This window comes from Ktedonobacter sp. SOSP1-85 (genome assembly GCF_016587415.1).
In the GTDB taxonomy this organism is placed as follows: domain Bacteria; phylum Chloroflexota; class Ktedonobacteria; order Ktedonobacterales; family Ktedonobacteraceae; genus Ktedonobacter.
Map to the genome: position 1 here is coordinate 4,175,319 of NZ_BNJI01000001.1, position 24,431 is coordinate 4,199,749.

General features: G+C 53.2%; 18 protein-coding genes, 2 tRNA genes, 1 pseudogene and 1 other annotated feature. Of the genes and pseudogenes, 5 read left to right on the forward strand and 16 right to left on the reverse strand.

Annotation, left to right across the window (positions count from 1 at the left end; translation table 11 throughout):
• Window positions 1-131 precede the first annotated feature (131 nt).
• Window positions 132-1,067, forward strand: a complete 936-nt coding sequence (locus KTE_RS17520) for a squalene/phytoene synthase family protein (RefSeq protein WP_201383038.1) — start codon at window positions 132-134, stop codon at window positions 1,065-1,067.
• Between the two features lie 71 nt (window positions 1,068-1,138).
• Here KTE_RS17520 and KTE_RS17525 read toward each other — a convergent pair whose 3' ends face one another.
• The 8 genes from KTE_RS17525 to KTE_RS17560 form a co-directional block, all read right to left on the reverse strand.
• Window positions 1,139-1,351 (reverse strand): hypothetical protein, encoded by a 213-nt coding sequence (locus KTE_RS17525; protein ID WP_007911607.1) that lies wholly within the window; start codon window positions 1,349-1,351, stop codon window positions 1,139-1,141.
• Window positions 1,352-2,018: 667 nt separating this feature from the next.
• A complete protein-coding gene (leuS, locus tag KTE_RS17530) occupies window positions 2,019-4,505 on the reverse strand; it encodes a leucine--tRNA ligase (protein WP_201383040.1) in 2,487 nt (828 codons plus the stop codon).
• A gap of 161 nt (window positions 4,506-4,666) precedes the next feature.
• A tRNA-Ala gene (locus KTE_RS17535) sits at window positions 4,667-4,742 on the reverse strand.
• A gap of 304 nt (window positions 4,743-5,046) precedes the next feature.
• Window positions 5,047-5,119: transfer RNA gene (locus tag KTE_RS17540), tRNA-Ala, on the reverse strand.
• Between the two features lie 215 nt (window positions 5,120-5,334).
• Window positions 5,335-6,690 (reverse strand): polysaccharide deacetylase family protein, encoded by a 1,356-nt coding sequence (locus KTE_RS17545; protein WP_201383042.1) that lies wholly within the window; start codon window positions 6,688-6,690, stop codon window positions 5,335-5,337.
• A gap of 230 nt (window positions 6,691-6,920) precedes the next feature.
• On the reverse strand, window positions 6,921-8,345 hold the full coding sequence (gene lpdA / locus KTE_RS17550; RefSeq protein WP_201383045.1) for a dihydrolipoyl dehydrogenase: 1,425 nt from the start codon (window positions 8,343-8,345) through the stop codon (window positions 6,921-6,923).
• On the reverse strand, window positions 8,338-9,390 hold the full coding sequence (locus KTE_RS17555; protein WP_201383047.1) for an alcohol dehydrogenase catalytic domain-containing protein: 1,053 nt from the start codon (window positions 9,388-9,390) through the stop codon (window positions 8,338-8,340). Before KTE_RS17555 ends, lpdA begins: the two co-directional genes overlap by 8 nt.
• 182 nt (window positions 9,391-9,572) lie before the next feature.
• Window positions 9,573-10,853 (reverse strand): hypothetical protein, encoded by a 1,281-nt coding sequence (locus KTE_RS17560; protein ID WP_201383049.1) that lies wholly within the window; start codon window positions 10,851-10,853, stop codon window positions 9,573-9,575.
• 492 nt (window positions 10,854-11,345) lie between these two features.
• On the opposite strand from KTE_RS17560, the gene KTE_RS17565 reads away from it, so the two are divergent.
• A complete protein-coding gene (locus KTE_RS17565; protein WP_201383051.1) occupies window positions 11,346-12,845 on the forward strand; it encodes a zinc ribbon domain-containing protein in 1,500 nt (499 codons plus the stop codon).
• A gap of 471 nt (window positions 12,846-13,316) precedes the next feature.
• Window positions 13,317-13,484, forward strand: coding sequence for a hypothetical protein (locus KTE_RS17570; protein ID WP_201369474.1), 168 nt, complete (start codon window positions 13,317-13,319; stop codon window positions 13,482-13,484).
• A gap of 167 nt (window positions 13,485-13,651) precedes the next feature.
• Here KTE_RS17570 and KTE_RS17575 read toward each other — a convergent pair whose 3' ends face one another.
• Entirely contained in the window at window positions 13,652-14,362 is a 711-nt protein-coding gene (locus KTE_RS17575) for a metallophosphoesterase (protein ID WP_201383053.1), read from the reverse strand.
• A 377-nt stretch (window positions 14,363-14,739) separates the two neighbouring features.
• On the reverse strand, window positions 14,740-16,074 hold the full coding sequence (locus KTE_RS17580) for a hypothetical protein (protein WP_201383055.1): 1,335 nt from the start codon (window positions 16,072-16,074) through the stop codon (window positions 14,740-14,742).
• 555 nt (window positions 16,075-16,629) lie between these two features.
• Between KTE_RS17580 and KTE_RS17585 the strand changes: the two genes are divergently transcribed.
• Both KTE_RS17585 and KTE_RS17590 read left to right on the forward strand, forming a co-directional pair.
• Window positions 16,630-17,121 (forward strand): metallophosphoesterase family protein, encoded by a 492-nt coding sequence (locus KTE_RS17585; RefSeq protein ID WP_201383057.1) that lies wholly within the window; start codon window positions 16,630-16,632, stop codon window positions 17,119-17,121.
• A gap of 74 nt (window positions 17,122-17,195) precedes the next feature.
• Window positions 17,196-17,408 (forward strand): annotated as a pseudogene (locus KTE_RS17590) (metallophosphoesterase); the annotation flags it as partial.
• Window positions 17,409-17,459: 51 nt separating this feature from the next.
• On the opposite strand, the gene serS reads toward KTE_RS17590, so the two are convergent.
• The 6 genes from serS to rbsK form a co-directional block, all read right to left on the reverse strand.
• Window positions 17,460-18,746, reverse strand: a complete 1,287-nt coding sequence (serS, locus tag KTE_RS17595) for a serine--tRNA ligase (RefSeq protein WP_201383059.1) — start codon at window positions 18,744-18,746, stop codon at window positions 17,460-17,462.
• Window positions 18,747-18,803: 57 nt separating this feature from the next.
• Window positions 18,804-19,019 (reverse strand) — a binding site (T-box leader).
• A gap of 101 nt (window positions 19,020-19,120) precedes the next feature.
• Window positions 19,121-20,203 (reverse strand): hypothetical protein, encoded by a 1,083-nt coding sequence (locus KTE_RS17600; protein ID WP_201383061.1) that lies wholly within the window; start codon window positions 20,201-20,203, stop codon window positions 19,121-19,123.
• A 104-nt stretch (window positions 20,204-20,307) separates the two neighbouring features.
• Complete coding sequence (locus tag KTE_RS17605; RefSeq protein WP_201383063.1) at window positions 20,308-21,564, reverse strand: zinc-ribbon domain-containing protein; 1,257 nt, start codon at window positions 21,562-21,564, stop codon at window positions 20,308-20,310.
• Window positions 21,565-21,755: 191 nt separating this feature from the next.
• Complete coding sequence (locus KTE_RS17610) at window positions 21,756-22,067, reverse strand: metal-sulfur cluster assembly factor (protein WP_201383072.1); 312 nt, start codon at window positions 22,065-22,067, stop codon at window positions 21,756-21,758.
• Between the two features lie 163 nt (window positions 22,068-22,230).
• On the reverse strand, window positions 22,231-23,163 hold the full coding sequence (locus KTE_RS17615; RefSeq protein ID WP_201383074.1) for a nucleoside hydrolase: 933 nt from the start codon (window positions 23,161-23,163) through the stop codon (window positions 22,231-22,233).
• On the reverse strand, window positions 23,138-24,088 hold the full coding sequence (gene rbsK / locus KTE_RS17620) for a ribokinase (protein ID WP_201383076.1): 951 nt from the start codon (window positions 24,086-24,088) through the stop codon (window positions 23,138-23,140). Before rbsK ends, KTE_RS17615 begins: the two co-directional genes overlap by 26 nt.
• Between the last annotated feature and the right edge of the window lie 343 nt (window positions 24,089-24,431).

A 24,431-nucleotide genomic window follows, 5' to 3' on the forward strand; every position in this document is an offset into this window, starting at 1 on the left:
TGTCTCCTAAACTAATAGAAGATGATGTGCGGAGAAATACGAGCGAACAGCTGTAGCTATAGAGCGAGAGATGTGACCTTTGAAGTGAGCAGGAAGCCCGCTTGTATCAAAAGTAGAATGGGAGATGTGCGATGCGACAGAGTAGCGTGACGGATCCTTACGAGTATTGTCGGAAGGTTACCCAACGAGCATCAAAAACCTTTTACTGGGGGTCTAACTTTCTTCCTCAACCCAAGCGCAAGGCCATCTGGGCTGTCTATGCCTTCTGTCGCATGGTCGATGATATCGTGGATGAAGCGGTCGAAGCGGAGGGCACGCAGGAGCCGTGCATTGGTCATCTCTATGGAGTGAAGGATCCCCGTCGCGAACTGGATTACTGGCACCAGTCGCTCCAGCATGTTTATGATGGCGAAGGAAGCGGTGATAACCCGATTATGCAGGCCTGGGAGGACATGCTACAGACCTATGAGGTGCCAATAAGGCCCGCTTTGGTGCTATTAGATGGCGTGGCCATGGACCTGAGCAAAAGGCGCTATCAGAGTTTCGCGGAGCTTGAGCTTTACTGTTATCGTGTGGCTGGTACTATTGGCCTGTTAACCAGTCCGATCTTTGGCTATAACGATGAGCGCGCATTGACATACGCGGTGGAACTAGGTATCGCGCTTCAATTGACAAATATCTTGCGTGATGTGGGCGAGGACCTGCGGCGCAACCGTATCTATCTACCGCTGGAGGAGATGGAGCGTTTTCGCTATAGCGAAGAGGATTTACAGCAGGGCGTGATCAACGATGCTTTCCGCGAGTTGATCCACTTTCAAATGGTGCGCGCCGAAGAGTACTATATCAAGGGTCAGCAGGGCATTGACCTGCTGCATCCCGATTGTCAGTTGTCGGTGAAACTAAGCGGGGTTTTGTACCGGCGTATTCTGGAGCGCATTCGCTCGAATGACTACAACGTATTTACCAAGCGAGCTAGCGTTCCTTTGCAGACAAAGTTAGTCGCGGCCTCGACCTGCTGGGTTATGCAACATGTTGGAAGCAGACATATGGTCATGTATTGTAAATAAGTGGCGTGGGGTGTACTGGCAGCCGCCGGCTGCCAGTACACCCCACGCCACTTATTTACAAAAATAGACTACTAGGAGGTCACTTTCCCCTGTGTGTAGAGGTAGTGCAAATATTCTAGCTGTCGCACCACCTCCACACGATCACTCCCGCCATTCTGATACCATTGACGAAGCCAGAGCAGAGAAATAATCTCATCTTGAGCAAAACCGCGCTGGCGAAGAAAGTCCGTCTCGTCAAGAGCGTTGTCAACGCTAGTAATTAATTCCAAAGGCTGTGTATTCATGTTCTATATCCTTCCACCTACGCCGATGACCGGCAAGCCGCCACTGCTCTCTACTGTGCATACCTGTTATGGAACGACTATTCTGGCCCATTTCTTATTCGAAGAAAAGCTCGAAGAAAAGAGTGCTTCATTGAATAGACGCGCCACCCTACAGTTTTTCAAATACCAGATTTTGAATGTACCCCATCACACTATCCCATCCTCGTCAGGTTACTCCACCCTCACTACCTATTTCCGTATGTACGAAGCATAGCAGGAAACCGGCGTAGTTACTGTGTTCCAGGTGACATAAAAAGTGTGATCCGCTTCACGTGTCCCCCAAACTCACTACCACCGCTGCTCGTCTCCAGGTGCCGTGTGAGCACGCATGGAGAGCGATCTTAAAAGGCTATCTGCGGTATATACGTTTGAAGAGGTAGAAAAGTTCCATCTCTATGACTTAAAGTCAAGACTTTGTTGTCTTTTTCCACAGAGAACGCGAAAATTTTCCATCCTATCAAATTATATAGCCTTCTCGGTGTGTAATCGACAGGTGATGACAAATCTTCAATCTTCTCATCACCTTCTACTACTATAGACGTGTCAGGGTTACAAAATAGGGCATATAAATTCAGGCAGGTACCTATTGGGTAGGTGCCTGCCTGATTGCTGCTAACAAACTGGGATATTAGCGAACGTTGCGAATAACGATGTTGGCCAGGCGCCCAGGAATATAGATGACTTTCTGAACGGTGGCGTCTCCAATGAAGGAGAGAACGCGCTCGTTAGAAAGCACTAGCCTGCGGACATCATCCTCGCTAATACCAGCGGGCGCCTCAAGGCGCTCGCGCACTTTACCATTGACCTGCACAACCAGGGTAAAGCTCTCGTCGTGTGTCATGGCCTCGTCGAAGGCTGGCCAGGTGCTCAGGTGTATCGAGCCCTCATGCCCTGTCTGATGCCAGAGCTCCTCGGTAATATGGGGAGCCAGGGGTGCCAGCAGCTGCATCATGGTCTCGAGCGCGCGCTGGAAGGCCGCCGTGCGCGCGACTGGCTCATGCTGCTGTTTAATCAGGGCATTGTTACACTCCATCAACGCGGCCAGCGCGGTGTTGAAGCGGAAGTTGCTCAGGTCTTCGGTGATCCGCTTGATGGTCTTGTGACGCAGGCGCTCAACCGCCTTGCTCTCAGTGGTCTCCACTGTGCTGGGATTGTCGATCCAGGACTCGGTGACCAGGCTCCAGAAGCGGTTCAGGAAGCGCCAGACGCCCTCCAGATTCTCCGCCTTAAAGGAGCCACCCGCCTCGAAGGGGCCGATGAACATCATATAGCAGCGTACAGTATCCGCGCCGTAGGTCTCAATGTATTTATCGGGAGCCTCGACGTTGCCGCGTGACTTCGACATCTTCTGTCCATCGGGGCCAAGCACCATGCCCTGGTGATAGAGGCGTTTGAATGGCTCGCCGAAGTTCAGGTGTCCCATATCGCGCAGGGCCTTGGTGAAGAAGCGCGAGTACAGCAGGTGCAGAATCGCGTGCTCAACGCCGCCCACGTACTGGTCGACGGGCAGCCACTTGCGCATCTGCTCCTGGCTCCAGGCCTCTTGATCGTTATGGGGATCGGCGTAGCGCAGGTAGTACCAGGAGGAGCAGATGAAGGTATCCATCGTGTCTGCCTCGCGGGTGGCTGGACCGCCACAGGTGGGGCAGGTCGTATTCAAGAAGGACTCTTCATAGCGCAGCGGCGACTCGCCTGTAGACTTAAACTGGACATTCTCAGGCAGGCGTACCGGGAGTTGATCCTCGGGCACGGGGACCAGGCCATCCTTCTCACAATACACGACGGGAATGGGGCAACCCCAGTAGCGCTGGCGGCTGATTAACCAGTCACGCAGGCGATAGTTCACCGTGGCCTTGCCGGCGCCCTGTTCCTCGATAGAGTGCGTCACTTTGGCCTTCGACTCGTCGCCGGAGGTCCCATCAAAGGGGCCTGAATTGATCATGCGTCCCAGGGCCTCTTTCGCGCTCTCCCAGGTGGCGGGATCGGTTGGCTCCTCATCTTCGGCCAGAATGACCTGGCGAATGGGCAGATTGAACTTACGCGCAAACTCGAAGTCGCGCTGATCATGCGCTGGAACGCCCATGACCGCGCCCGCGCCATAGCCCATCAGCACATAATCGGCGATCCAGACCGGTATCTGCTCGCCACTGACAGGATTGATGACATAGCCGCCGGTAAAGACGCCGCTCTTCTCTTTCTCAGCGCTCATGCGCTCGATCTCGGTCATACGGCGGGCCTGGTCGACATAGGCCTCAACGGCATCCTTGTGCTCAGGCGTCGTGATTTTCGCGACCCAGGGATGCTCTGGCGCCAGGACGAAGAAGGTCACGCCATAGATGGTGTCGGGGCGCGTGGTGAAGACTGGAATCTCTTCTTGCTTGCCCTCGATCTCAGCCTTGAAGCGGACCTCGGCGCCCTCGCTACGACCGATCCAGTTGCGCTGCATAGTCACGGTTTTCTCAGGCCACTCGATATCTTCAAACTTCAGCAGCTCCTCTGCGTAGGCAGAGATCTTCAGTAGCCACTGATCAATCTCACGGCGCTCAACGACGCTGCCACAGCGCTCACAGGTGCCATCGGCCAGAACCTGCTCGTTAGCCAGGGTCGTGTTACAGCCAGGACACCAGTTGGCAGGTGCCTTGGTGCGATAGGCCAGGCCATGTTTATAGAATTGCAGGAAGAGCCACTGCGTCCATTTGTAGTAATCTGGCAGGCAGGTAATCACCTCACGTGACCAGTCCCAGCCCGCGCCCATGGCCTGGAGTTGTTTGCGCATATTCTCAATATTGGCCAGCGTCCAGGTTCGTGCCTGGACACCGCGTTTGATCGCGGCATTCTCGGCTGGCAGGCCAAAGGCATCGAAGCCAATGGGCTGCATCACATTGTAGCCTTGCATGCGTTTGAGACGGCCATAGGCGTCAAAGGGCGAGTAGTTGTACCAGTGCCCCATGTGTAGATCGCCAGAGGGGTAGGGGAACATCACCAGGTGATAGAATTTAGGCTTTAAATCAGGTTTTGCGGGATCATCTGAGGCGCGGTAGACCTGCTCGGTCTCCCATTGTGCCTGCCATTTATGTTCAACGGCCTTTGGATCGTACTTCGTACGTGTAATCATGCGAATGCCTCCCAGGATGCCATGCAGCGGGATAAATTGGTATAGTAATGTATTCGGTTAAATTCTGTAGAAAAAAGAGCAACAAAAAAACCCTCCATCCAAGGGACGAAAGGTTGTTCCGTGGTACCACCCTGCTTTTCAATCAAGACAAGGGGTAAAACTGGTGGACCTGAGGGGACTCGAACCCCTGACCTTCTCCATGCCATGGAGACGCTCTACCAGCTGCGCTACAGGCCCAGGTAAAGAATCGGCTTGTCTCTGACTTACTCTCATTATACGCTATATCGGGCGTCCCGACAAGTGCTCACAGCTTACCTGGTATTTATCTACCGGCCTGCCACTTGACACTTGTAGCTCACAGGCGAGTTCAGTCTGATATGTAGCCTCACACCACCCGGCTACTCTCTGTACTCAAACAACCTACTACTCCTGCTCATCGCTGTCGTATTGGCAGTGCTTACTATACCACAAACTTTTGCGATTGGCAAGGTCTTTGTAAGAAGCTATTGTACTTTCGGTGTATTGCCGAGAAGTGCTTAGGTGGAGATGAGGGGACTCGAACCCCTTACCTCGACAGTGCGATTGTCGCGCTCTACCAGATGAGCTACATCCCCTTGACGGTTTAGATATTACCACACTGTACTCATCTTGTAAACCCCTTTTATCAACAAATTTCCAGGCAATCGCCAGATTTAGAAAATTTCGCTTGGTTGCTTGCACTCATCTGACCTCTCGCTCCTGCGGCGCTCGCCTGGTCAAGGGTAGAGGTTCAGGTGGACAGGCTGCGCCTGTCCACCTGAACCTCTACCCTTGACCAGGAAGAACTACATTACCAGGGGATATTAGCTTGGAATGTTCCGAGGTCGCTGCGTCCATCGACGCGGATGCGCAGGAGGACCTGGGGGGTCAAGCTATTTTGGATGATGCCTGTTTCGCCGGGATCGGTGGTTGAGCCGACATATCCAAGGGAGGTCAGCAGAGTGACGATAGCTGCGCGAAGAGCCAGGCTCCCATGGCGAAATGGTTCGCCCGAGGGATAACAGAACTGCTGAATGGGAATATGGAGATGCTGTTGCAGGCTTGCGCGTGAGTCTTGCAGTTCTTTCTGTGCCTGGGCATGCGAGGCCAGGTAGGTATTGCCGATGTCCACATGATTGATGGTGTGCGAGCCAATTTGCATGCCGCCAAGGAGCATCTCCTGGAGCTGATTCCAGTTTGCCTGCCCCTTCCAGCCAACTTTGCCAGTAATAATATAAAACATTCCGCTAAAGCCATTCTGGCGGAGAAGCCGGTAGGCATTGGTGTAGGCGTCATCGTAGCCATCATCAAAGGTCAGGATCACCGGATTGGATGGCAACGGACCGTTGTAATACAGGGCATCGAAGAGCCGATTAAAGGTGATGGTATGGGCCTTGCGTGATTTGAGATAGGCCAGGTGTGCGCTTAGCATTTTTGTGGGCACGGTCAGGCTCTTCTCCAGGATGGTCTGGGTGGGAGCGTCCGAAATATGGTGGTACATCATAATAGGCACCTTGACATCGTGGGAGACCGGATGTAAAGGAGGGAGAATCGGGGCCTCAAGGTCCACCGGGCCGCCATTGAGTATCTGCCAGTGAGTCGCATCAATGCGCGAGAGATACATGGGAATGTTGCTATATAGTGCCTCTGGGTGAAGGATATCGGGATCGACGGTGCTGAGTTTCTGCGCTTCTTGCTGTGTCTCTGGCGTTGGCTTGATCTGGAGCGTGACGGGAACCATGGCCACATCTTTGTACTCCTGCATCGTTTCAGGATTTACCCATGAGGAGAGGGTGCTCTCCTGTCCTAGCGTGTAGCCCGCGATGGTGTAGCCCTGGAAGCGTTTCTGCCAGTACTGCGTGTAAGTGTTTTGATCAGGCCAGGTGGCCTGGACCTGGGGATGCAGCAGGCCCCACATCCCTGGATAATCATGCTGCAAGAATTTTTGCAGGTATAGCCCCGCGGTATCGCTGGCTACTGGCGTACGTGTCGGTGATACCGCAGGCTTATGGAGAACCTTTGGTGTGGAAGGAGGCGCGCTGCCCTGGAAGTACGCGTTATAGATCCAGAGTCCCGACGAGGTCAGGAAGAGTGTCACAGACAACGCCACCAGCATCCAGGCTACAACGAGGCGTTTGTTTCTACCTGTATCGAGTGTGCTATACATAGGAAAGACTGACTGCTTTCTTTGGAACCTATGAGGAAGGAAGCCCTTCTTCCTTGCCTAAAACCAGTATAGTAGCTTTCTGGTAGCGTATATTGAGAAAATTAACTCTGTATTAAAGATGATGGAGATAGGCCAAATGGATGAGGTGTGGAACGCGAAAAAAGCGGTGGCATCCATCTGATGGATGCCACCGCTTGATAAGTTGGCTTTTGGAACGCGGGCTTTGTCAGCTAGCGCGCGCGCGCGGGCTGTTTGGGACCGATGTGAATGGGACGTCCCTCCACGGCCAGGACGGCCTCGCGGATACCTTCGCTCAGCGTTGGATGGGGGTGAATGGTCTCGATGATCTCATCAACGGTAAGTTCACCGCGCATCGCAATAGAGAACTCGCTGATGAGGTTAGTGGCGTCGGGACCGATGATGTGTGCTCCCAGAATCTCGCCGTACTTGCCGCGAATGACCTTGGTAAAGCCATCGGTCTCGCCAATCGCGACGGCCTTGCCAATCGCGACCCATGGGAAGCGCTCGATGCGAGCCTCGGGATCCTTCTCCTTCGCCTGGGCCTCGGTCAGGCCGACAAAGGCGATCTCAGGGAAGGTGTAGATGGGATTGGGGACGACATCGTAGTTCATGCTAGAATCGTGTCCCATGGCGTTGTCGGCGGCAGTCTCGCCCTCGGCTGAGGCTACGTGCGCCAGGCCCGCGCCCTTGGTCAGGTCGCCAATGGCATAGATACCAGGCAGGTTGGTCTCCATCTTCTCGTTGACGCGTACGCGACCACGATCCATGTCCAGGCCCTGCTCGATCAGGTGCTCAAGACCGCCAGTGCTGGTGCGGCGGCTTACAGCCATCAAGACATACTCGCCGCTAAAGGTCTGCTCGCCCTGGTCGCTGGTGGTTTTGACCTGCTTCAGCTTGCCGTCATCTTCGATGCTCTCGACTTTGGCATTGGTCACGATATTGATGCCGCGCTTGCTCAGAATGCGAACGAGGAGGCGACGTACCTCTTCGTCGACGGGTGCCAGCACATTGGGAAGCATCTCAAGAACGGTCACTTTACTGCCGATGGCATTGAACATACAGGCCAGCTCAATGCCGATCACGCCACCACCAACGCAGATGACGCTCTCGGGGACGGCGGGCAGATTCCAGCAGGTATCGCTATTGATGACGTTGCGTCCGTCGATACCGGGCATAGGAGGCATAAGGGGAACGGAGCCAGTGGCAAGAATGATTTTCTCGGCCTGAAACTCCTCGTGTGAGCCATTACCCTTCTGAACTGAGACGCGGCGTGAGGCATCTACAACGCCCAGGCCATCATAGACATCGATATTATTGGCTTTCATTAAGCTACCGACGCCACTGGTCATGCGTTTGACGACTTTATCTTTGAATGCGACGGCCTTGGGCATATGAAAGGTAGGAGCCTGGCCCAGTTCGATGCCCAGATCTCCCACGCTCTCCATGCTATGGAGCACCTCGGCCACATGGAGCATGGCTTTGGAGGGGATACAACCCACATTCAGGCACGTGCCACCCATATATTGCTTCTCCACGATGGCTACTTTCGCGCCGAGTTGTGCAGCGCGGATGGCGGCGACGTAGCCACCAGGTCCTGCACCAATCACCGCTACATCATAGTGTTTATCAGACATTGGTTTCTCCTGCTATTTGAAAGAATATCTTTAATGCTGAGCGTTGTTGCATCAACAGAAGACCTTCATGAAAGCGCTCCAGAGGGAGGCGATGACTAATAAGTTCGGCAACACGTACCTCGCGTGTGCTTAGAAGATCGAGCGCAATGCGTAGATCTTCAGGTGAAGAAGAATAGGTGCTCAGTAGGGTAAGCTCGCGTTGATAGATCAGCTCTGGCTCAAAGGGAACGGTACCCGCGTGGGCGGCAAAGATATGCAGCGCTCCGCCTGCGCGCAGACTGGCAAGCCCCTGCTGGAATGGCTGCATCCCAGGCACGGTGAGGAGCACAGTATCTGCACCTCTTCCCGCGGTCAGGGGCGAGAGCAGATTACGCAGACCCTCCGGCTCAGAAGGGGCGTGAAAGACCCCGTCCGCGCCCAATGTGCGCCCACGCTGCAATCGCTCGTCAAGCAGGTCAACGCCATACACCCGGCAATTCAAGCCTGCACGCTTGCTCAGAGCCTTGATGGCCTGGAGCATGAGTAAGCCAATGGAACCCAGTCCCATGACAAGCAGAGCGTCTCCATCGTGCAGAGGTGTCCTGCGTACCGCGCGCACGCAGCAAGCGAGAGGTTCCGTAAATGACCCCTCTTCATCGCTAAGGGTCGAGGGAAGGACAAGCGTTGCCTGCTGCACATGTGGTGCGGGCACACGAATGTATTCCGCCAGGCCACAGGGATCGATGTTGGATGTCTTAAATGATGCGCACATAGAGACGTTTCCCCTGCGACAGTAGTGGCACTCACCACACGGCACATGATGCGCTACGACGACGCGTTCTCCAACGTGAAAGGTATCGACGGCGCGCCCTTGCGCAACGATTGTCCCAACCAGTTCGTGTCCAAGAATAACGGGGGCAGGTGCCTGGCGTGTGATTTTGAGGATGTCAGAACCGCACAGGCCACAGCCGTGTACACGTACAAGAAGTTCGTGATCATTAATAGCTGGCACTGGTCGTTGCTCAACTGCAATGTGATCATGGGCGTGGTAAATAACTGCTTTCACATCGATTCCCGGTTGACCGGCCCCTTCTGTGAGAGAATAACTTCCTGTCAGTATACCACGTTTACGCGCCTGCAGGTATGGCGGCGGATCAATGTGCAGGGCATCCCCATTCTCCTCTAGCTCCAGTCTTGTTTGCTGCTTACGCCCTTACCCAGCAGGCCAGCGCGGTGGGCTGAGGCAACTTACCAGCTATAGGCGTCGATATAGACCACGGCATTGTAACCAAAGAGGATAATGCCAACCTTGGTGGCGGGGCCTTGTATATTTGAGGGCACAGTAAAAGATACGGAATACCATGTCTGAGCGTTGTTGACCAGGGCAGTATCGCTATCCGCCGTAGACTTATACCATGTATCATTCTGGTCAGCGATATAGAGACTGGCTTCCACATTGCTGCCCTGCGTCTTGAGAATATAGGTCCTCACGGTCTGCCCGGCATTGAGGGTCTTCGGCAGTTGACCAGTCTCAAAGGTAGGATAGCTCTGGTTATTGTCGGAGTCATACGACACCATCAAAACATGGCTGCCATCTTTCGCGCTGCTGGTTGAAAGATTCTTGAGCGCCGAAACGGTTCCATCAGGATCGCTATGTACCCAACCATCCAGCCCACCATCCTCAAAGGAAATAATACCAGTTGAGGTGACCGGAGGCTTCGCGACCTGTGTAGGAGGCGTCGTCGGAACAACGGCTGGTTGCGTGGGCTTTACTTTAGTAGGTGTCTTCGTGGGACTATGGGTTGCTGTCGATGTTTGAATCGGTGTGATCTGGATGCCAGACGTGCCGATAGGCGTTGCGACAGAAGTAATGTGTTGTTGCGTCTCCTGCGTGGGCAGAGAGGGCATGAGATTCACTTGCTGGAGCAGCCAGGAAATGCCAGCGACACCAAGCAACGCCAGGCAGATGATAATCTGGACAGAATAGCGTCTCTTGCTTGAGCCGGAGCTTTTACGAGGCGGGCCTGGTGGAATGTGCACAATCCCCAGTGTTGTCTGAGATGGCGTGACAGCGTTGGGGATTGTGCTCGCGGAAGCACTTGCCTGGAGCAGAAGCAACTTCTCATCGAGTTTGTTCGTTGTTCTCGCCTTTGCTACTGGCGCGCTCTGGATACCAGATTGGGAGACGTGACTGCTCGCCCACGCGCCCGGTATCTGTGGGTAAGTGAGCGGTTGTGGCGCGACCATGTCAGGATGAAATCCCTTGTCGCCAGGAATCCCCAACGGCTGGGAATGAGTAACGATAGGCTCGGCATTGGCGTCAGCCTGTACTGGGTCTTGTTCTAACCTTTTGAGGTTACTCAGCCAGCTACCAGGTAATGGTGGCGGCTCATTCGTAGAAGCAGGAGGCGCGACATCTTCTCCATCAATCGGCCCCGGAAACGACTGATTATAGCGTGTCCCTAATTGATCTAGTAGCCCTTCTAATCTCCTGGAGTTTGAGGTTGTATCAGAAGATCCTTCCTCCATGGCAAATCCTTTCTTGAGTAGATCATGCATAGAGAAGATAATTACTCAGTTAGAAATATCAAATAAGTGCATTTAAGTATAGCATAGGTTAGCCAGTCTATAAGGGAGATTCGAGGGACGGATAGTACAAGATAGCTACCAGGGCGCGGAAATAGCCGCATGATGACAAGCAATCAGGTAGTTACACGTGCTTTTAGAGTCGCGCTGGCCAACTCACGTATCCTGCGTTGATGTTCCTGGAGCTTAAGAAGACTCCGTGGTCATGAGTCATTTCGCGAGGGTATAAAACACGTGTGACAATGGATTGTGTTTTTCATCCACACGTCAGAGGTCTTTTTTCTGATGACATTTTGGGCTTTGAGCCCACCTTACCCCGTCTCTTGAGAGCGGGGTAAGGTGTGTCCGGGCTTTAGCCTTTGCTTATTGAACAAATGTTTCAGGCATGTTATACTCAGTATTAGGAGTAGCACACGGGGCAAGGAGGAAGCAGACATGGCTAAGGCGACCAGCACGATACGATCGGCATTGCACTACCAGCCGCAGCATGCTGAAGTCTTTGCGGCTAATCAGGCCCTCTTCAACCGTGTCGTCGCCTTCTACTTCGAGTGTATCCAGGCTCATGAAGGCCTCCTGGCTCTCACAAACAAAGAGGCCCTCACGGCGCTGGAAAGACTCACCCATGCGACAGAGGCAAACCCGGCGCCCATCATGCCGCTCACGGACATCGCCCCAGATATCCCGGCCATGTTTCGTCGTGCCGCCATCAATGCGGCGCTTGGTTCTGCTCGCTCCTTCTTTTCCTCGCTCAAAAAATGGCGAGCGCGCAAGGAGAAACACGAATTAAAGAAGCCCCGCAAGGGCAAAAAGTCGAAGCCGTTCCGAGAGCGACCACCGGTCCCACCACGTAGTTGGAACAAGTCGGTTCCCTTCTACGCGAGCCAGTGGAAAGAGCGCTGTGATCACTGCATCCTGCTCAAGGTCTGGACCGGGACGTGTTGGTCCTGGCTCAAGGTTGCTCTGCTCTCACGCGATCTCCCTGAAGGTTTCCAGATGGGGAGCCCTTCCCTGGTTCGCAGGGGAAAGCAGTGGTGGCTGCATACTCCCATCGAAAAGACCTTCGCTGCTCCCGCCAACGTTGAGCAGCAGATCACGACCAATCCCCAGACCCGCATCTGTGCGGTCGATCTCAATCTCGACCAGCACATAGCCGTATGCAGCGTCCAGACAGTTGAAGGCACCATCCTGGCCACCTCCTTCATCGGAAATGGCACAGAGATAGCGGGCTTTAGGAAGTTGCTGCTTGGACGCATTGCGCGCAACCGATCACAGACTGGCATCCTGGCGGAGAATGAACAGGACAATGCCGACCTTTGGCGCAAAATCCGCCATCTTGATGAACACATCGCGCACCTGGTCAGCGCTCGCATTGTCCAGTTCGCCAAGGAACATCAGGCCAGCATCCTGGTCTTTGAGCACCTGGGCAATCTCCAGCCAGAAAAGGGAAAGTATTCGCGTCGTGGCAATACGAAGCGAGCCTACTGGATGAAAGGGCGCATTTTCCGCTACAGCAAATATAAGGCGTGGAATGCAAGCGGCATCATCACCAGCCGGGTCAATCCGCGCAATACCAGCAGACACTGTCATCGCTGCCACGCCGCTGTCATTCGCTACAAGCAGGGACAGCCAGAATCGGGCTATACTCCCGGCGCTGCTCTGGTCGTCTGCCCACAGTGCCAGATGCGCGGACACGCCGACCGTAATGCCAGTCTCAAGATCGGTCAGCGCTTGTTTGAGCGCTATGCAGAACCCTTCAAAGAAAAGCCTCATACTGCTGTGCGACGTGCAGGCAGAGTCTCGAAAGAGACAGGTGTTGCTCTCTCCCAAGACGCCAAATGTCAAAAGGGACCATCCATCTCTGAGGCTAGGCATGGAGAACGCAACGTGCATGGCACCGCGCAACAGGGAACGCTCTGGATGGACGAGCGACCCTGAGCTATTCCTCCCCCACTACGGCAGTCACGCCGAGTAGAGGCTACGCCTCACCTACTCAGAATGCCGACTACGGAAGAGTGGCAGAAGCTGCTCGGTTTCAACCGATGCGGAGTGTCACAATACTCAAGCCATCTTCATCAAAATTAGAGATGTCTCATTCCTTCGCGCCGCAGGTGCGAAGGTGTACTTGGTAAAAGACCTGTATGCTCTGAGGAATGGAGGAAAGAATGGCCTTTTTGGCCTAACAGAGATGCCGAGTCGTGATCATGTATGGTAAGAATCGTATCTATAAGTAAGAGACATACATAACTACTCTATTTCATAGACTTGTCTTGATTACACTCGGGAACGGAAGAGGTTTTGTGGCGATCTCCCTGGTCGCCAGTGCGCTTCAATGTGTGTGCAGGACAGATTTATGAGTACACATGTTTGACTCAATAGTGGTATATCGATGTACAAAAGGACAAACCTATGACAACTACAGGGGAATTGCGTGCAATTATTGAGGACCTGGAGCTGGTAGATATCGGTGATGCTGCCAGTTACCTGGGTGAGGATGTTTGTAGGGAAGAGGATATTACGCTTAATGAGCAGTCAGCCTTGCCCGCACTGAATGATTTTGGATCTTTTTGTGCGTAATTGCTTGCCTGGCTCATGCATTTCGCGTTCTGTATGTACCCTTGCTACATAGCGCGATGGCCGCATCTCTCACTTATATTCTCAAAAACTAACTATAGTATATATATGAAAGCGCCTGCCTCTCTATTTATGTAAAAGGAATAGGGGGCAGGCTTCTCTTTTGCTATTTAGTAGCGAGCGTTGCTCAGGATTTTGGCGCGTTTATCAGAATGAGGAATACCGCACTTTTTCAACTGTTTGATGACCTTATCCAGACTGTATTCGACACGTCTAATCTCCGGCTCCCATGTTCCATTACGCCAGTTAAGAATGCCATAGGAGGCGCGAACATCTTCATCGCGTGGCAGCCCACAACTGCCTACATCGAAGAGGAGGAGGGAGTGCCAGCGACGGATATAGGGAATGTGGAGATGCCCAAAGACAAGCGCCCCCACGTTCTGCTCAACGCTCGCTAAAAGTTCAGTAAGCTCCTCGTCCTGAGCGTTGGGAAAAATGGCCTGTTCGATATTCAGCGGGTTGGCATGTACAACAAGAATATCGCTGCCATCAGGATTGTGGACGCGGTGTGAGAAGGGCAACTGGGCCAGGTAGTCGATTCCCTCACGACCGATCTGCTCACGCGTCCAGGCGATGATATTGCGTTTTTTGGGGCCACTTACCCCGTTGTCGTCAACGACCTCTTTATCCACATTGCCTTGAATAACGGGGCAGTGGAGACCCTGCACGATATCCAGCACCTCTTTAGGGCGCGGCCCATTGAGGCAGAGATCGCCTGCGATAATAATCTGGTCAACCGGAGGCTGGCTATCCAGGTCCTGTAAGACTGCCTCTAGTGCGACCTGGTTGCCGTGTATATCTGAGATAATTGCTATACGCATAGCTATTACGATTCCATTTTTCTGCGCTGGTTCTCTATCTATGAGTTTAACTACATCGAGCTACTATCAGACATTATATCCCACAGTTGTGGGAATGCGAGAAGAATATTGTGGAAATTCTTCAGGGGTAAGGAGTGTGTACATGGAAAACGGGCTAAGCCCGTTTTCCATGTACACACTCCTTACCCTAATGGCTTGCGCAGCAAGCCGAGGCGGGACCGGTTGCGCTATTTACTTTCGTAAGGAATGTCTGGAGTCATATAAAAGTTCTTGAGTTCGTAAAAGTCAGCATTTTTATTGACCTCGTAGGAGAAACAAACCTCAGCGAGAGCATGGTTTAGTTGTCTCTTACGAGGTCAATAAGTAGCGGCATGATCTTATGCCATGCCGAAGGACAGCCCGGAGATGTAGGGCAGGTTGAGCAACGATTGACCTGTGGCAACCCCTACCTGATACTGGTTGATGTTGGCACCATCATAGACCAGGAAGTGTGTTCCATCCTGCCAGTAGATCAAATTTCCGCTATTATTAGGAGTGGCGAGCGTATAGGGCTGCTTCTGGTTAAGCCCATCGACGGTATACAGCGCCTTGTTGACACTGGCATCGCCAGCAGGCTGAACGCTTCGCTGCATCATGAACAGAGAGCAATGCTGGCCATCAGGTGCCCACTGGATGCGCGTATCCATGATTAAAGCATTGGCGGGCAGATCCTGCGAAATGGTGGTAGCTGTGCTATTTGCCAGATTGACCCGCTGAATGATGCTGGTTTTAGGACTATTGGCATTCGCATCTACAATCGATTGTTCAATCAACTGCGTCCCATCGGGCGAAATGTCCCATCCCGGCGTTTCAAAGTAGCCATAACCAGCGGGCAACTGGCCCATTGGGCAGTAGGTTTCGTTCCCCTCATCGGCAATTTTTGTTGCGGCCGCACCAGGATTGGTCAAGGAATGGCTATAAATAGCATACTGGCCATTGACGAAGGTCTGATAGTAGAGCAGACCATTGCGGACAAGCATGGGTTCTCTGGTGGTCCTGAAATTGAGATTTGGGATACTGGACGCAGAAATCGTCAGAGCAAACGAGCTGGTGGTAAAGTCATAGGTATAGATATCGGCGGCAAAAGCGGTATCGTTGGTCAGAGAGGCAGCCCCCATCAGATGAGTATCGTCCGCTTTCACCAGGGCATTCCAGGGACCAGCATAAGGAATACCGCTCTTGGTAGTTGTTTGTTGTCCTGGAAGCGTAGGAGATGTGATCTGGAGTGTGGCAGTATTTAGAATGAATAATTGACTTCCACGGCTATAACTGATACCCATAGAACAGCCAGCTCCGCCAATACCGGAATTTAGTACTTTTAGTGTAAAAACAAGAAACATATCATGATCAAACCAGAGAAAGTTGTTATAAAAAGAATTCCCTGGAGGGTCTTGAATCTGGTCAAATTTGGTAGCCTGCTTTGGGGTGCCGCCATGCAGTGAAAGCCAGATCTGGTGGTTTTTTACAAAAGCATAATCGTTGTACAAAGCGCCCGTAGCTACTGTTGGCTGTGGTGTGGCCGTGGCTACTGTTGACTGCGGCGTGGGAGTGACTGCGCTAGTATCGGGTGGTGTTGTGCCTGTGCTGGAGGGGGTGCCACAAGCGGCGCAGAGGAGGCAGAGGGTGAGCGCGATAAGCCAGAGATAAGATAGGCGCAAGCGATTGTCCTTCATCGGCTTTGTAATTCCTTTGCGTGACATGAAAATCTTGTGTCAAGATAAAACCATATTGAGGGATATAAGATTGGTTTACAGTTCCAGAGCACATAATAAACAGGAAAAGACCTGAGCGAACGTAAAAATGTCACAACCTGAATGCGAAATTACTCACAAAAGGCCAACAGGAGTATCTATTGGAACATCTCTCAGGTGGCACTGGAATCTAACGCCTCGGATTTTCCTCAAAAATTGTTGCGCACCAAGCATGTTTTTCACTTCCTTTAAATAGACAAAGGGGTATACTCAAACGTAAAGATATCTGGACAATACATGTTGTAGTGCCTGCCGGAATTCAAGTAATGCAAGCACACTTCACTTACATGGCGGTAGGGGACGCCCCTGGTTTTACTACAAACGAGCAGGCTGCATGAATAAATATACTACGCTGCTATTTTTATGTATAGTGCTGGTAGGCTACGTAGGACTAGCATGCTATAGCAGAGATTTTTAGCGCATAATTTGACCGAGGCTGAATAATAGAGATAACAATGTAAGATGGAGAAAACGCAAATGATACATCACATTGGGGTCATTTCAGACACACATATCCCGCAGTTTAAGCAGTTGCCAGAAGCCGTGTTTGCCCATTTCGCGGAGGTAGAATTAATAATCCACGCTGGCGATTTATCGCGCCTTTCAGTAATTGATGAGCTTGAAACCCTGGCGCCTGTTGTGGCGGTACAGGGCAATATCGAATATGAAGAGGTTGTTGAGAAATTGCCTATCAAGCGCGAGGTTGTCGTAGGGCATTGCCGTATTGGTATTGTGCATATTCTAGGAGATGCGCATAACAGGGAGAGGATGGCTCGTCAGGAGTTTCCCAACGCCCGCGTCGTTGTCTACGGCCACAGCCATATCCCCTACAACAAAGAATATAATGGGCAATTGTTGTTCAATCCAGGCAGCGCGACGGATCGACGAAAGCAACCGAGGTGCAGTGTTGGGTTGTTGCATGTGGATGATGAGGAGAAGAAGGTATGGGGAGAAATTATCTGGTTGTAGATGGCAAGATAATTTCTATAGCTTCTTTTCAATAGTCCCAGCCTGTCTTAGGCGAGCGAAAACATTATGCACGCAACGCGCAACGTGAGTTTCCCCAGGCGCGGGTGGTGGTTTTTGGCCACAGTCATATTCCATATAATGAAGAGCACGAGGGCCTCCTCTTGTTTAATCCTGGGAGCGCGAATGAGCGGCGTAGTCAGCTTAAACGCAGCGTAGGGATGCTCTCTATTGATGATAAGGCCATGAGTGTGCGCGGAGAGATTTTATGGCTTGAAGAGGAGCCGTAGAGCAGGTCTGAACGATATATCCAGACCTGCTCTGGCTGTGTGGCATTTGCGCTACTGGCGCGGGCGAATGTAGTCCTGCCCACCCATGTAGGGGCGCAGTGCCTCGGGGATGCGCACGCTGCCATCTGGCTGCTGGTGATTCTCGATCAGCGGAATCAGGATGCGGGGCGAGGCGATGGCCGTATTATTGAGCGTGTGTACGAAGCGGACCTTGCCCTCGGCATCACGGTAGCGAATATTGGCGCGGCGCGCCTGCCAATCGTGGAAGTACGAACACGAATGTGTCTCGCGATAGCGATTCTCGCTGGGAACCCAGCATTCGATATCGTGCATACCAACCTTGCCATCACCCATATCGCCTGTGCAGACATTGACAATACGGTACGGTAGCTCCAATGCCTGAATAAGCTCTTCCGCGTTGCGCTCAAGCTCCTCAAACCACTGGACCGAGACTGCGTGGTCGGCCTCACAGATAATATACTGCTCTACCTTGTTGAACTGATGAATGCGGAAGACACCGCGCGTATCCTTGCCATAGGTGCCGGCCTCCTGGCGGAAGCAGGGGCTGTAACCTACGTAGGTCAGCGGTAGCTCCTCAGCCTTGAGAATTTCATCCTTGTACATGCCGGTGATCGAGACCTCGGCGGTACCTACCAGGAAGAGGTCCTGCCCTTCGATCTCGTAGACCTGGTCGCGCCCCTTGGGGAACTGACCATTGCCGACAAAAGCGAAGTCGCGGGCCATCGAGGGTACGATAATGGGAGTATAGCCCTTGCGCGACAGGCGGTCGAAGGCGAAGTTCATTAGTGCCAGTTCCAGGCGCGCGGCAGCGCCTTTGAGCGAGTAGCTGCGGCTGCCAGCCACCTTGACGGCGCGCTCAATATCCACCATCTCCAGCTTCTGCATCAGGTCATAATGGTCGAGCGCGGGGAATTCAAAGGTTGGCTTCTCCCCCCAATACTTAATGGGCACATTGTCGTCTTCATCTTTGCCCACGGGTGTGCTAGGATCGGGAATATTGGGTACGAGCAGGAGCTGCTGATAGCGCTCCTCCTGAAGCTGGGCCAGGAGCGGCTCTTTCTCCTTGATGGCCTCCGAGAGCTGTTTGCCCTGGGCGATATACTGGTTACGCAGCTCGACGTTTTTCTCTTTCGCGGCCTGCTGAATTTTCTTCGAGAGCGCGTTCTGCTGAGCACGGGCCTCCTCGACCTCTTGCTGAAGCGAGACAACGCGCCGATCAAGCTCCAGGAGGGCATTGATATCGATAGGATTATTCTTCAGGCGCGCGGCCTCTTTGACCGCGTCAGTGTTGGTGCGGATAAACGTGAGATCGAGCATGATCTCCTCCTCTATCTATAGTGGCATACATGCGAACAATAAAAAAACGCCGTGTCCTGAAAGGACGACGACGACTTTACAGCGTTATCGTGGTACCACCTTTATTCGTTCAAGCGAAAGTGAACCTCGTTCTGGCCGGGTAACGGAGGCGAACCGTGAGCGTTCTTCGCGCAGGCTCCTGGGTGGATTTCACCGCTGCTCACTACTGCGTTGCACCGGACCGCAGCTCTCTGAAAGGTGGCGCAGGCTACTTGTCCCAATCATAGCCGTTATGGTATGTGTATGTATTGCCTGGTAAAACAGATCTGTCACCGATTGTATACTTAAATACAAGGGTAACAGTTTGCTTGCGCTTTGTCAAGGTGTGGATTGGCTTAAAGTTTCCACACCTGGACATTGCTGAAACTGGCGTCGATGGGGATGCCTGATTGAACGACGGCCACGCCTAGGCGCCCTGATTTCAGTGTGCTATCGCTGGCTCCTCCAAGAAAGGTATCGTTTGCGAAGAGGTAGAAGGTTGTGCCCTGGGCGAGCACGACGAGCTGATTGCTCTGTCCTAGCCCCTGTGTAATGTCCGAGTTGCGCCCATTGAGCAGGTTCTGCCCCTGTCCCGACTCCTGGTAGAGGTCGAGACTATAGGTTCCATTCATGCCAATGCTAAAAAAGTAATATTGATTGCCTGTACTGTCGACGCGGAAAAGCAGCCCGGCGCGGTCGGCATTGCCTGTATTGATGGTGACCTGGGCTGAATAGACGGCATCGGCATAGGTTTTCGCCTGCGAGAGGCAGGGCTGGATATAGCCCCGTTTGGCCACGAAGGCGTGATAACCACTGCTAGTGAAGGCACAGCCCGTGGTGCTGTTGCCGCCAATATCCCATTTCCCATCACCGGTACGATCACTTAAAGAATCGTTCAGGTCGGGATCTTTCTTGGTTGCGTCGGTGAGGATGCCTTCGAGTGCGGTCGCCGTGGCGGTCATATCTTCAATGGTTGTGGTCGCCTGGGCCTGATTTTCATCCTGGGCGGTGGCGGTGGCGTTAATATTGGCCTGGACGGTATTAATCGCGTTGGCTGTTCCCTGCGAGCGTGCCTGGGCGGTATTAACGACATTTTGTGTCCACTGTGCCTGTGCAGTGGCAAATGCATGCGTGGAATGGCGATAGTCGACGCTGGTACTGTAGATAATAAAGCCGAAGCCGCTAACGATCAAGACAGTCGCCAGGGTGAAGACGAGTAGGCGCATCCGATTCTGCAATTGCTGGGCTTTCAGGAGCCGCTGGCGCTTGAGATCTAATTCTACCAGGCGCGCGGCAAAGAGCGTCTCCTGGGGAGAGAGCGTTTCGGACTCAGCGGGCGTCGTTGTGTCTAGGGATGTATTGCCCGGCTGGCTCTCTGCTAGTACGGTTCTGGAATCCTCAGATTGATGTGGAGTTTCGCCTGGTGATAGATGAGGCATGAGTGATAAATATCCCTCCTTATCTTCGTTGGCGTCGGTTTACGCGCCTTGTGAGACGCTGGGGACCACCCCGGCGTCTCGTTTGTTCACTCCTCTTTGTGGCGCTAAAGCTGCCAGACACGAGCGTTTTTGTAGGCCACATCGGTTGCGGCAGAGATGTCCGCGGATAAGAGGCCAATCTGCCCCGAGCTATAGGCCGTATCCTGGGCCTGTCCGACATATTGTTTGTTGATGTAGAAATACATCGTGCTGGAACGGGTAATGACGGTCACAATATTTGTTTGTCCGGTCCCCGTCTTGATGGCATCTGAGTGATCATAGAAGAGGTTATTACTATGACTGTTATCCTGTGAGGCATAGAGGGCCACATTCCCATCGCTGCTAACACGGAAGGCGTAAAACTTTAATGAATTCTTGTTCCCATGGAAGATCAGTCCTCCTTGATTACCGTTCAGAATCGTCATACTGACCTCAAAGGCCATATTTGAGTAATTTGTGTTGAGGCCGAAGCAGGCGACATAATAATGCTGGTTTTGTACCCTAGCGTGGAAGGCACCATTGCTATAGTAGCATCCTCCGCCCCCTACGGCATCATAAGTCTCCCAGCCTGCGCTATCTGGACCGGCAAGAGAGGATTGAAAGACGGGCGAGCCGTTGGTCGCCTGGGCATAGATTGTCTGGCGCGTGGTTGCTGTTTGCTGCACACTCGCGGTCGCCTGGGCATTGGCTGTGGCGGTGGCATTAGTGATTGCCTGTGCGGTGCCGGTCGCCTGGGTATTAGCCGTGTTGGTCGCGGCCTGTGCGGTACTGGTGGCCTGTGCGTTAGCTTGAGCTGGTAGGGCAACCCCCGCATAGTAAATCAGGCTTACACCACTGCCAACGACAACGATGAGCAAAATGGCCAGGAGAACGAGTAATAAGGGCGAACGCTTCCTCCTGGTAGCTACGGGAGGCGTAGGTGGGGTATAAGGCATGTAAGGAGGAGGTGTATATATCCCTGGAGTCCTCTGGCCTGCCGCTGGATCAACGGGAGGATCGTAAGGATTGACACTGTAAGGCGTAACAGGTAGCGGTGCCTGCCCAGTGTAAGAGACAGGTGTATGGTAAGGCGAGGAAATGCTGTGCGCGGGCGACGAGGTAGGTGCTGAGGATTGTGCTGTGGAGGCTACCACGTTGGGGCCGTAGGAGCCGTAGTTTTCGCCGGCAAGCATAGCTGGTTCGGAGGGCGCAGGGGGCGTGGGAGGAAGATCACTGGCAGGCTGCTGTGCTGGACTGGATGCCAGTGCAACCCGCTGGCCACAGCCAGGGCAGAACTTTGCTACAGTTTGTAGCGGTGTTCCGCAGTTGGGGCAATGCTGCATATGTAAAAACTCCGATGTATAGAACAAATAAAACAGTGGGCAATAAAATAAAATATGCATGATCCAGACAGAGCGAGATCATGCACTAGCATACCATTCTTCCCGTATTGTGCCAAGCCTAGTAGTGCTAAAGGCAGGATGAGGCCAGGCGTCGCGCGACGCCTGGCCTCATCCTGCCTTTAGCACGTTTCTTAGATCATTCCCAGTTCCCATTTTGCGTCCTCTGTCATACGCTCAGGGGACCAGGGGGGATCAAAGGTCAGGTCGACCTTGCAGTTCTGTACATTCTCGACCTGCTTTACGCGCGACTCGACCTCCTCTATTACCTCGCCAGCCATGGGGCAGCCGATAGCGGTCAGAGTCATCGTTACGTTTACGCTGGCATCTGCTTCTTGTATATCAATGCCATAGATCAGGCCCAGGTCAACAATGTTCACCGGGATTTCTGGATCATAACATTCACGCAGGGCGTCCATCACTTCTGCTTCATTAATTTGTGCCATAATCGGCTCCTTTGTCTCTGGTAGGCTCCTCTTAATCCGAGTAAATAGGTCGGAATATATTCTTCTGTAATATACTGTATCGGAGCCTATTTGTCAAAAGAAAAAGAGGGTTGGTGGGGACACCTCCCGCTCCGGCAAAGAGCCTCGCCCTTTGCAACCCCGCTTAGGGATAGGCTTGTCCGATGCGCTCGAGGAAGAGGGCGCGAAAGCCTGCTGCGTCGACGGCGACTGGTGTCTGCATATTGGCCTGCGTGTGTCGTTTAAAGTCGGCGACCGTCTCACCCAGGGTCAGCGTGCCCTGAAGTTCCACATCAACGTATGCTGGCTGCCAGGTTATAAGATCAGGGAGGAAGGTTGCGGCGAGGCAGAGCGGGTCATGCATATGGAATGCTTTGGTCGCTATCTCTGCCTGGAAGACGTTGAAGTAGAAGTCCGTCATCTGTAAGATCGCGTGCTTCACCGAGCCATCCAGGGAGGTTGCCAATTGCGCAAAATCTGCGGGGGTCAGGCTTACCTGGTGGGTCACATCCAGACTGACAATACGTAGTGGCCAGCCCGCGTGAAAGACCACATGGGCTGCATGCGGATCACAATAGATGTTAAACTCAGCGGCAGGCGTGACGTTGCCAGGGACGCGCAACGCGCCCCCCATGATATATACCTCGCGCACTGCACGCGCGATACGGGGCTCTTTGTGCAGGGCCAGGGCCAGGTTGGTTAGTGGGCCAATGGCCACAAGCGTAATCTCGCCTGGCGCCTGCATGACCCTCTCGATGATAAGGTCGGCCGCATGTTGAGAGTGGGCTGTGATGCGTGGTTCGGGAAGCTGAAGCTGACCCAGGCCGTTCAGCCCATGCACGGACGCCGCATCCCCATGTGGAAGGATGAGGGGGCGTGACGCGCCTGCCGCGACAGGGATATCTTCTCGTCCCGCCAGGGAGAGCAACGCCAGGGCATTGCGCGTCGTATGGTCAAGATTGACGTTTCCGCATACAGTGGTCAAAGCCTCAAGCTGTATTTCAGGCGAGGCCAGAGCTAAAAAGAGCGCGAGGGCATCATCGATGCCGGGATCAGTGTCCAGAATGATACGATGCAAGAACTTCCTCCCGATAGGGTATTCCACTTTGCGCACCGAAGCGCGCGATTTTGAGGGATGCCGCATAGACCGCGAAGCGTAGGGCATCCTCGGCGCGCTGCCCCTCACTGAGAGCAACGGTGAGCGCGCCCACGAAGCAGTCTCCCGCCGCCGTGGTATCCACTGGCTGAACTTTGGGAGATGCCTGGTAGATACAGCGTGATTGTCCAGTGGCATCGCGTGTCACGAGCATGGCTCCCCGTGCACCAAGCGTGATCACTACAGTTTGAATACCATAGCCGTGCAGGATGGTCGCGACGATGCGCGCATCCTCAACACTATGTACCTGCTGCCCACTGAGTTGTGTGGCTTCAGTTTCGTTGAGCACGAGCACAGTGACTTTGCGCAAGAGATCACGCGAGAGTGCCTGCGCGGGTGCCAGATTGAGTGTCACTGGGACGCCAAGGGTATCGGCTTTCTCAACCAGGCTGGTTACGGTTGCGAGGGGAATCTCAAGCTGAAGTACCAGGGCTTGCGCGGAAGCCAGGGCCGCATGAATCTGCTGCATGTGCGCTTCATCTTTTCCGACCAGCATATTCGTTCCCCCGGCCACGACAATCGCATTATCCCCCTCATGCGAGAGGAAGATGAACGCGGTCCCGGTGTTCTCTTCCTTGTCTCGAACAATAAGTTGTGTGTCGATACCTTCGGTGCGCATCGCGTCTAGTAGGCGGTCTCCGAAGGAGTCGATGCCAACGCGGCCAGCCATGGTGACCGAGGCTCCCATGCGAGCTATAGCTACAGCCTGGTTTGCTCCTTTGCCGCCGGGAACAAATTTTAACGAGTTCTCCGCCAAAAGCGTCTCACCCATATGCGGGATATGTGGAACTCGTACAACCTGATCCATATTCAGGCTACCAACTACCAGGATGTTTTTTGGTTGCATAACGAATGTTCTCCTGTGTACATTACTGCCATGCCAGTATGACCTGCGGGAAAGCAGAACTCTCTTGTTATCTTCTTCTCCGAACACCCTGAGCGCGAAGCGCTAGTCACGCCAGTGACGTTGGGTTTCGGAATAAGATCATAGCTCAGGTGCATCTCGCGAGAAGCTATGTGGGGCGTGGCGAGGGGATAGTCCCAAAAGTATAGTAAACGCTATTGGTACTAATGAACATCCACTGAGAGCATACATCATGCAGGTGCATTCTCGCAATAGGCTGCGAGAATGCACCTGCATGATTGTTGGTAAAAAGCGTAATAGGAGGTATTATTATCTAGGATATTGA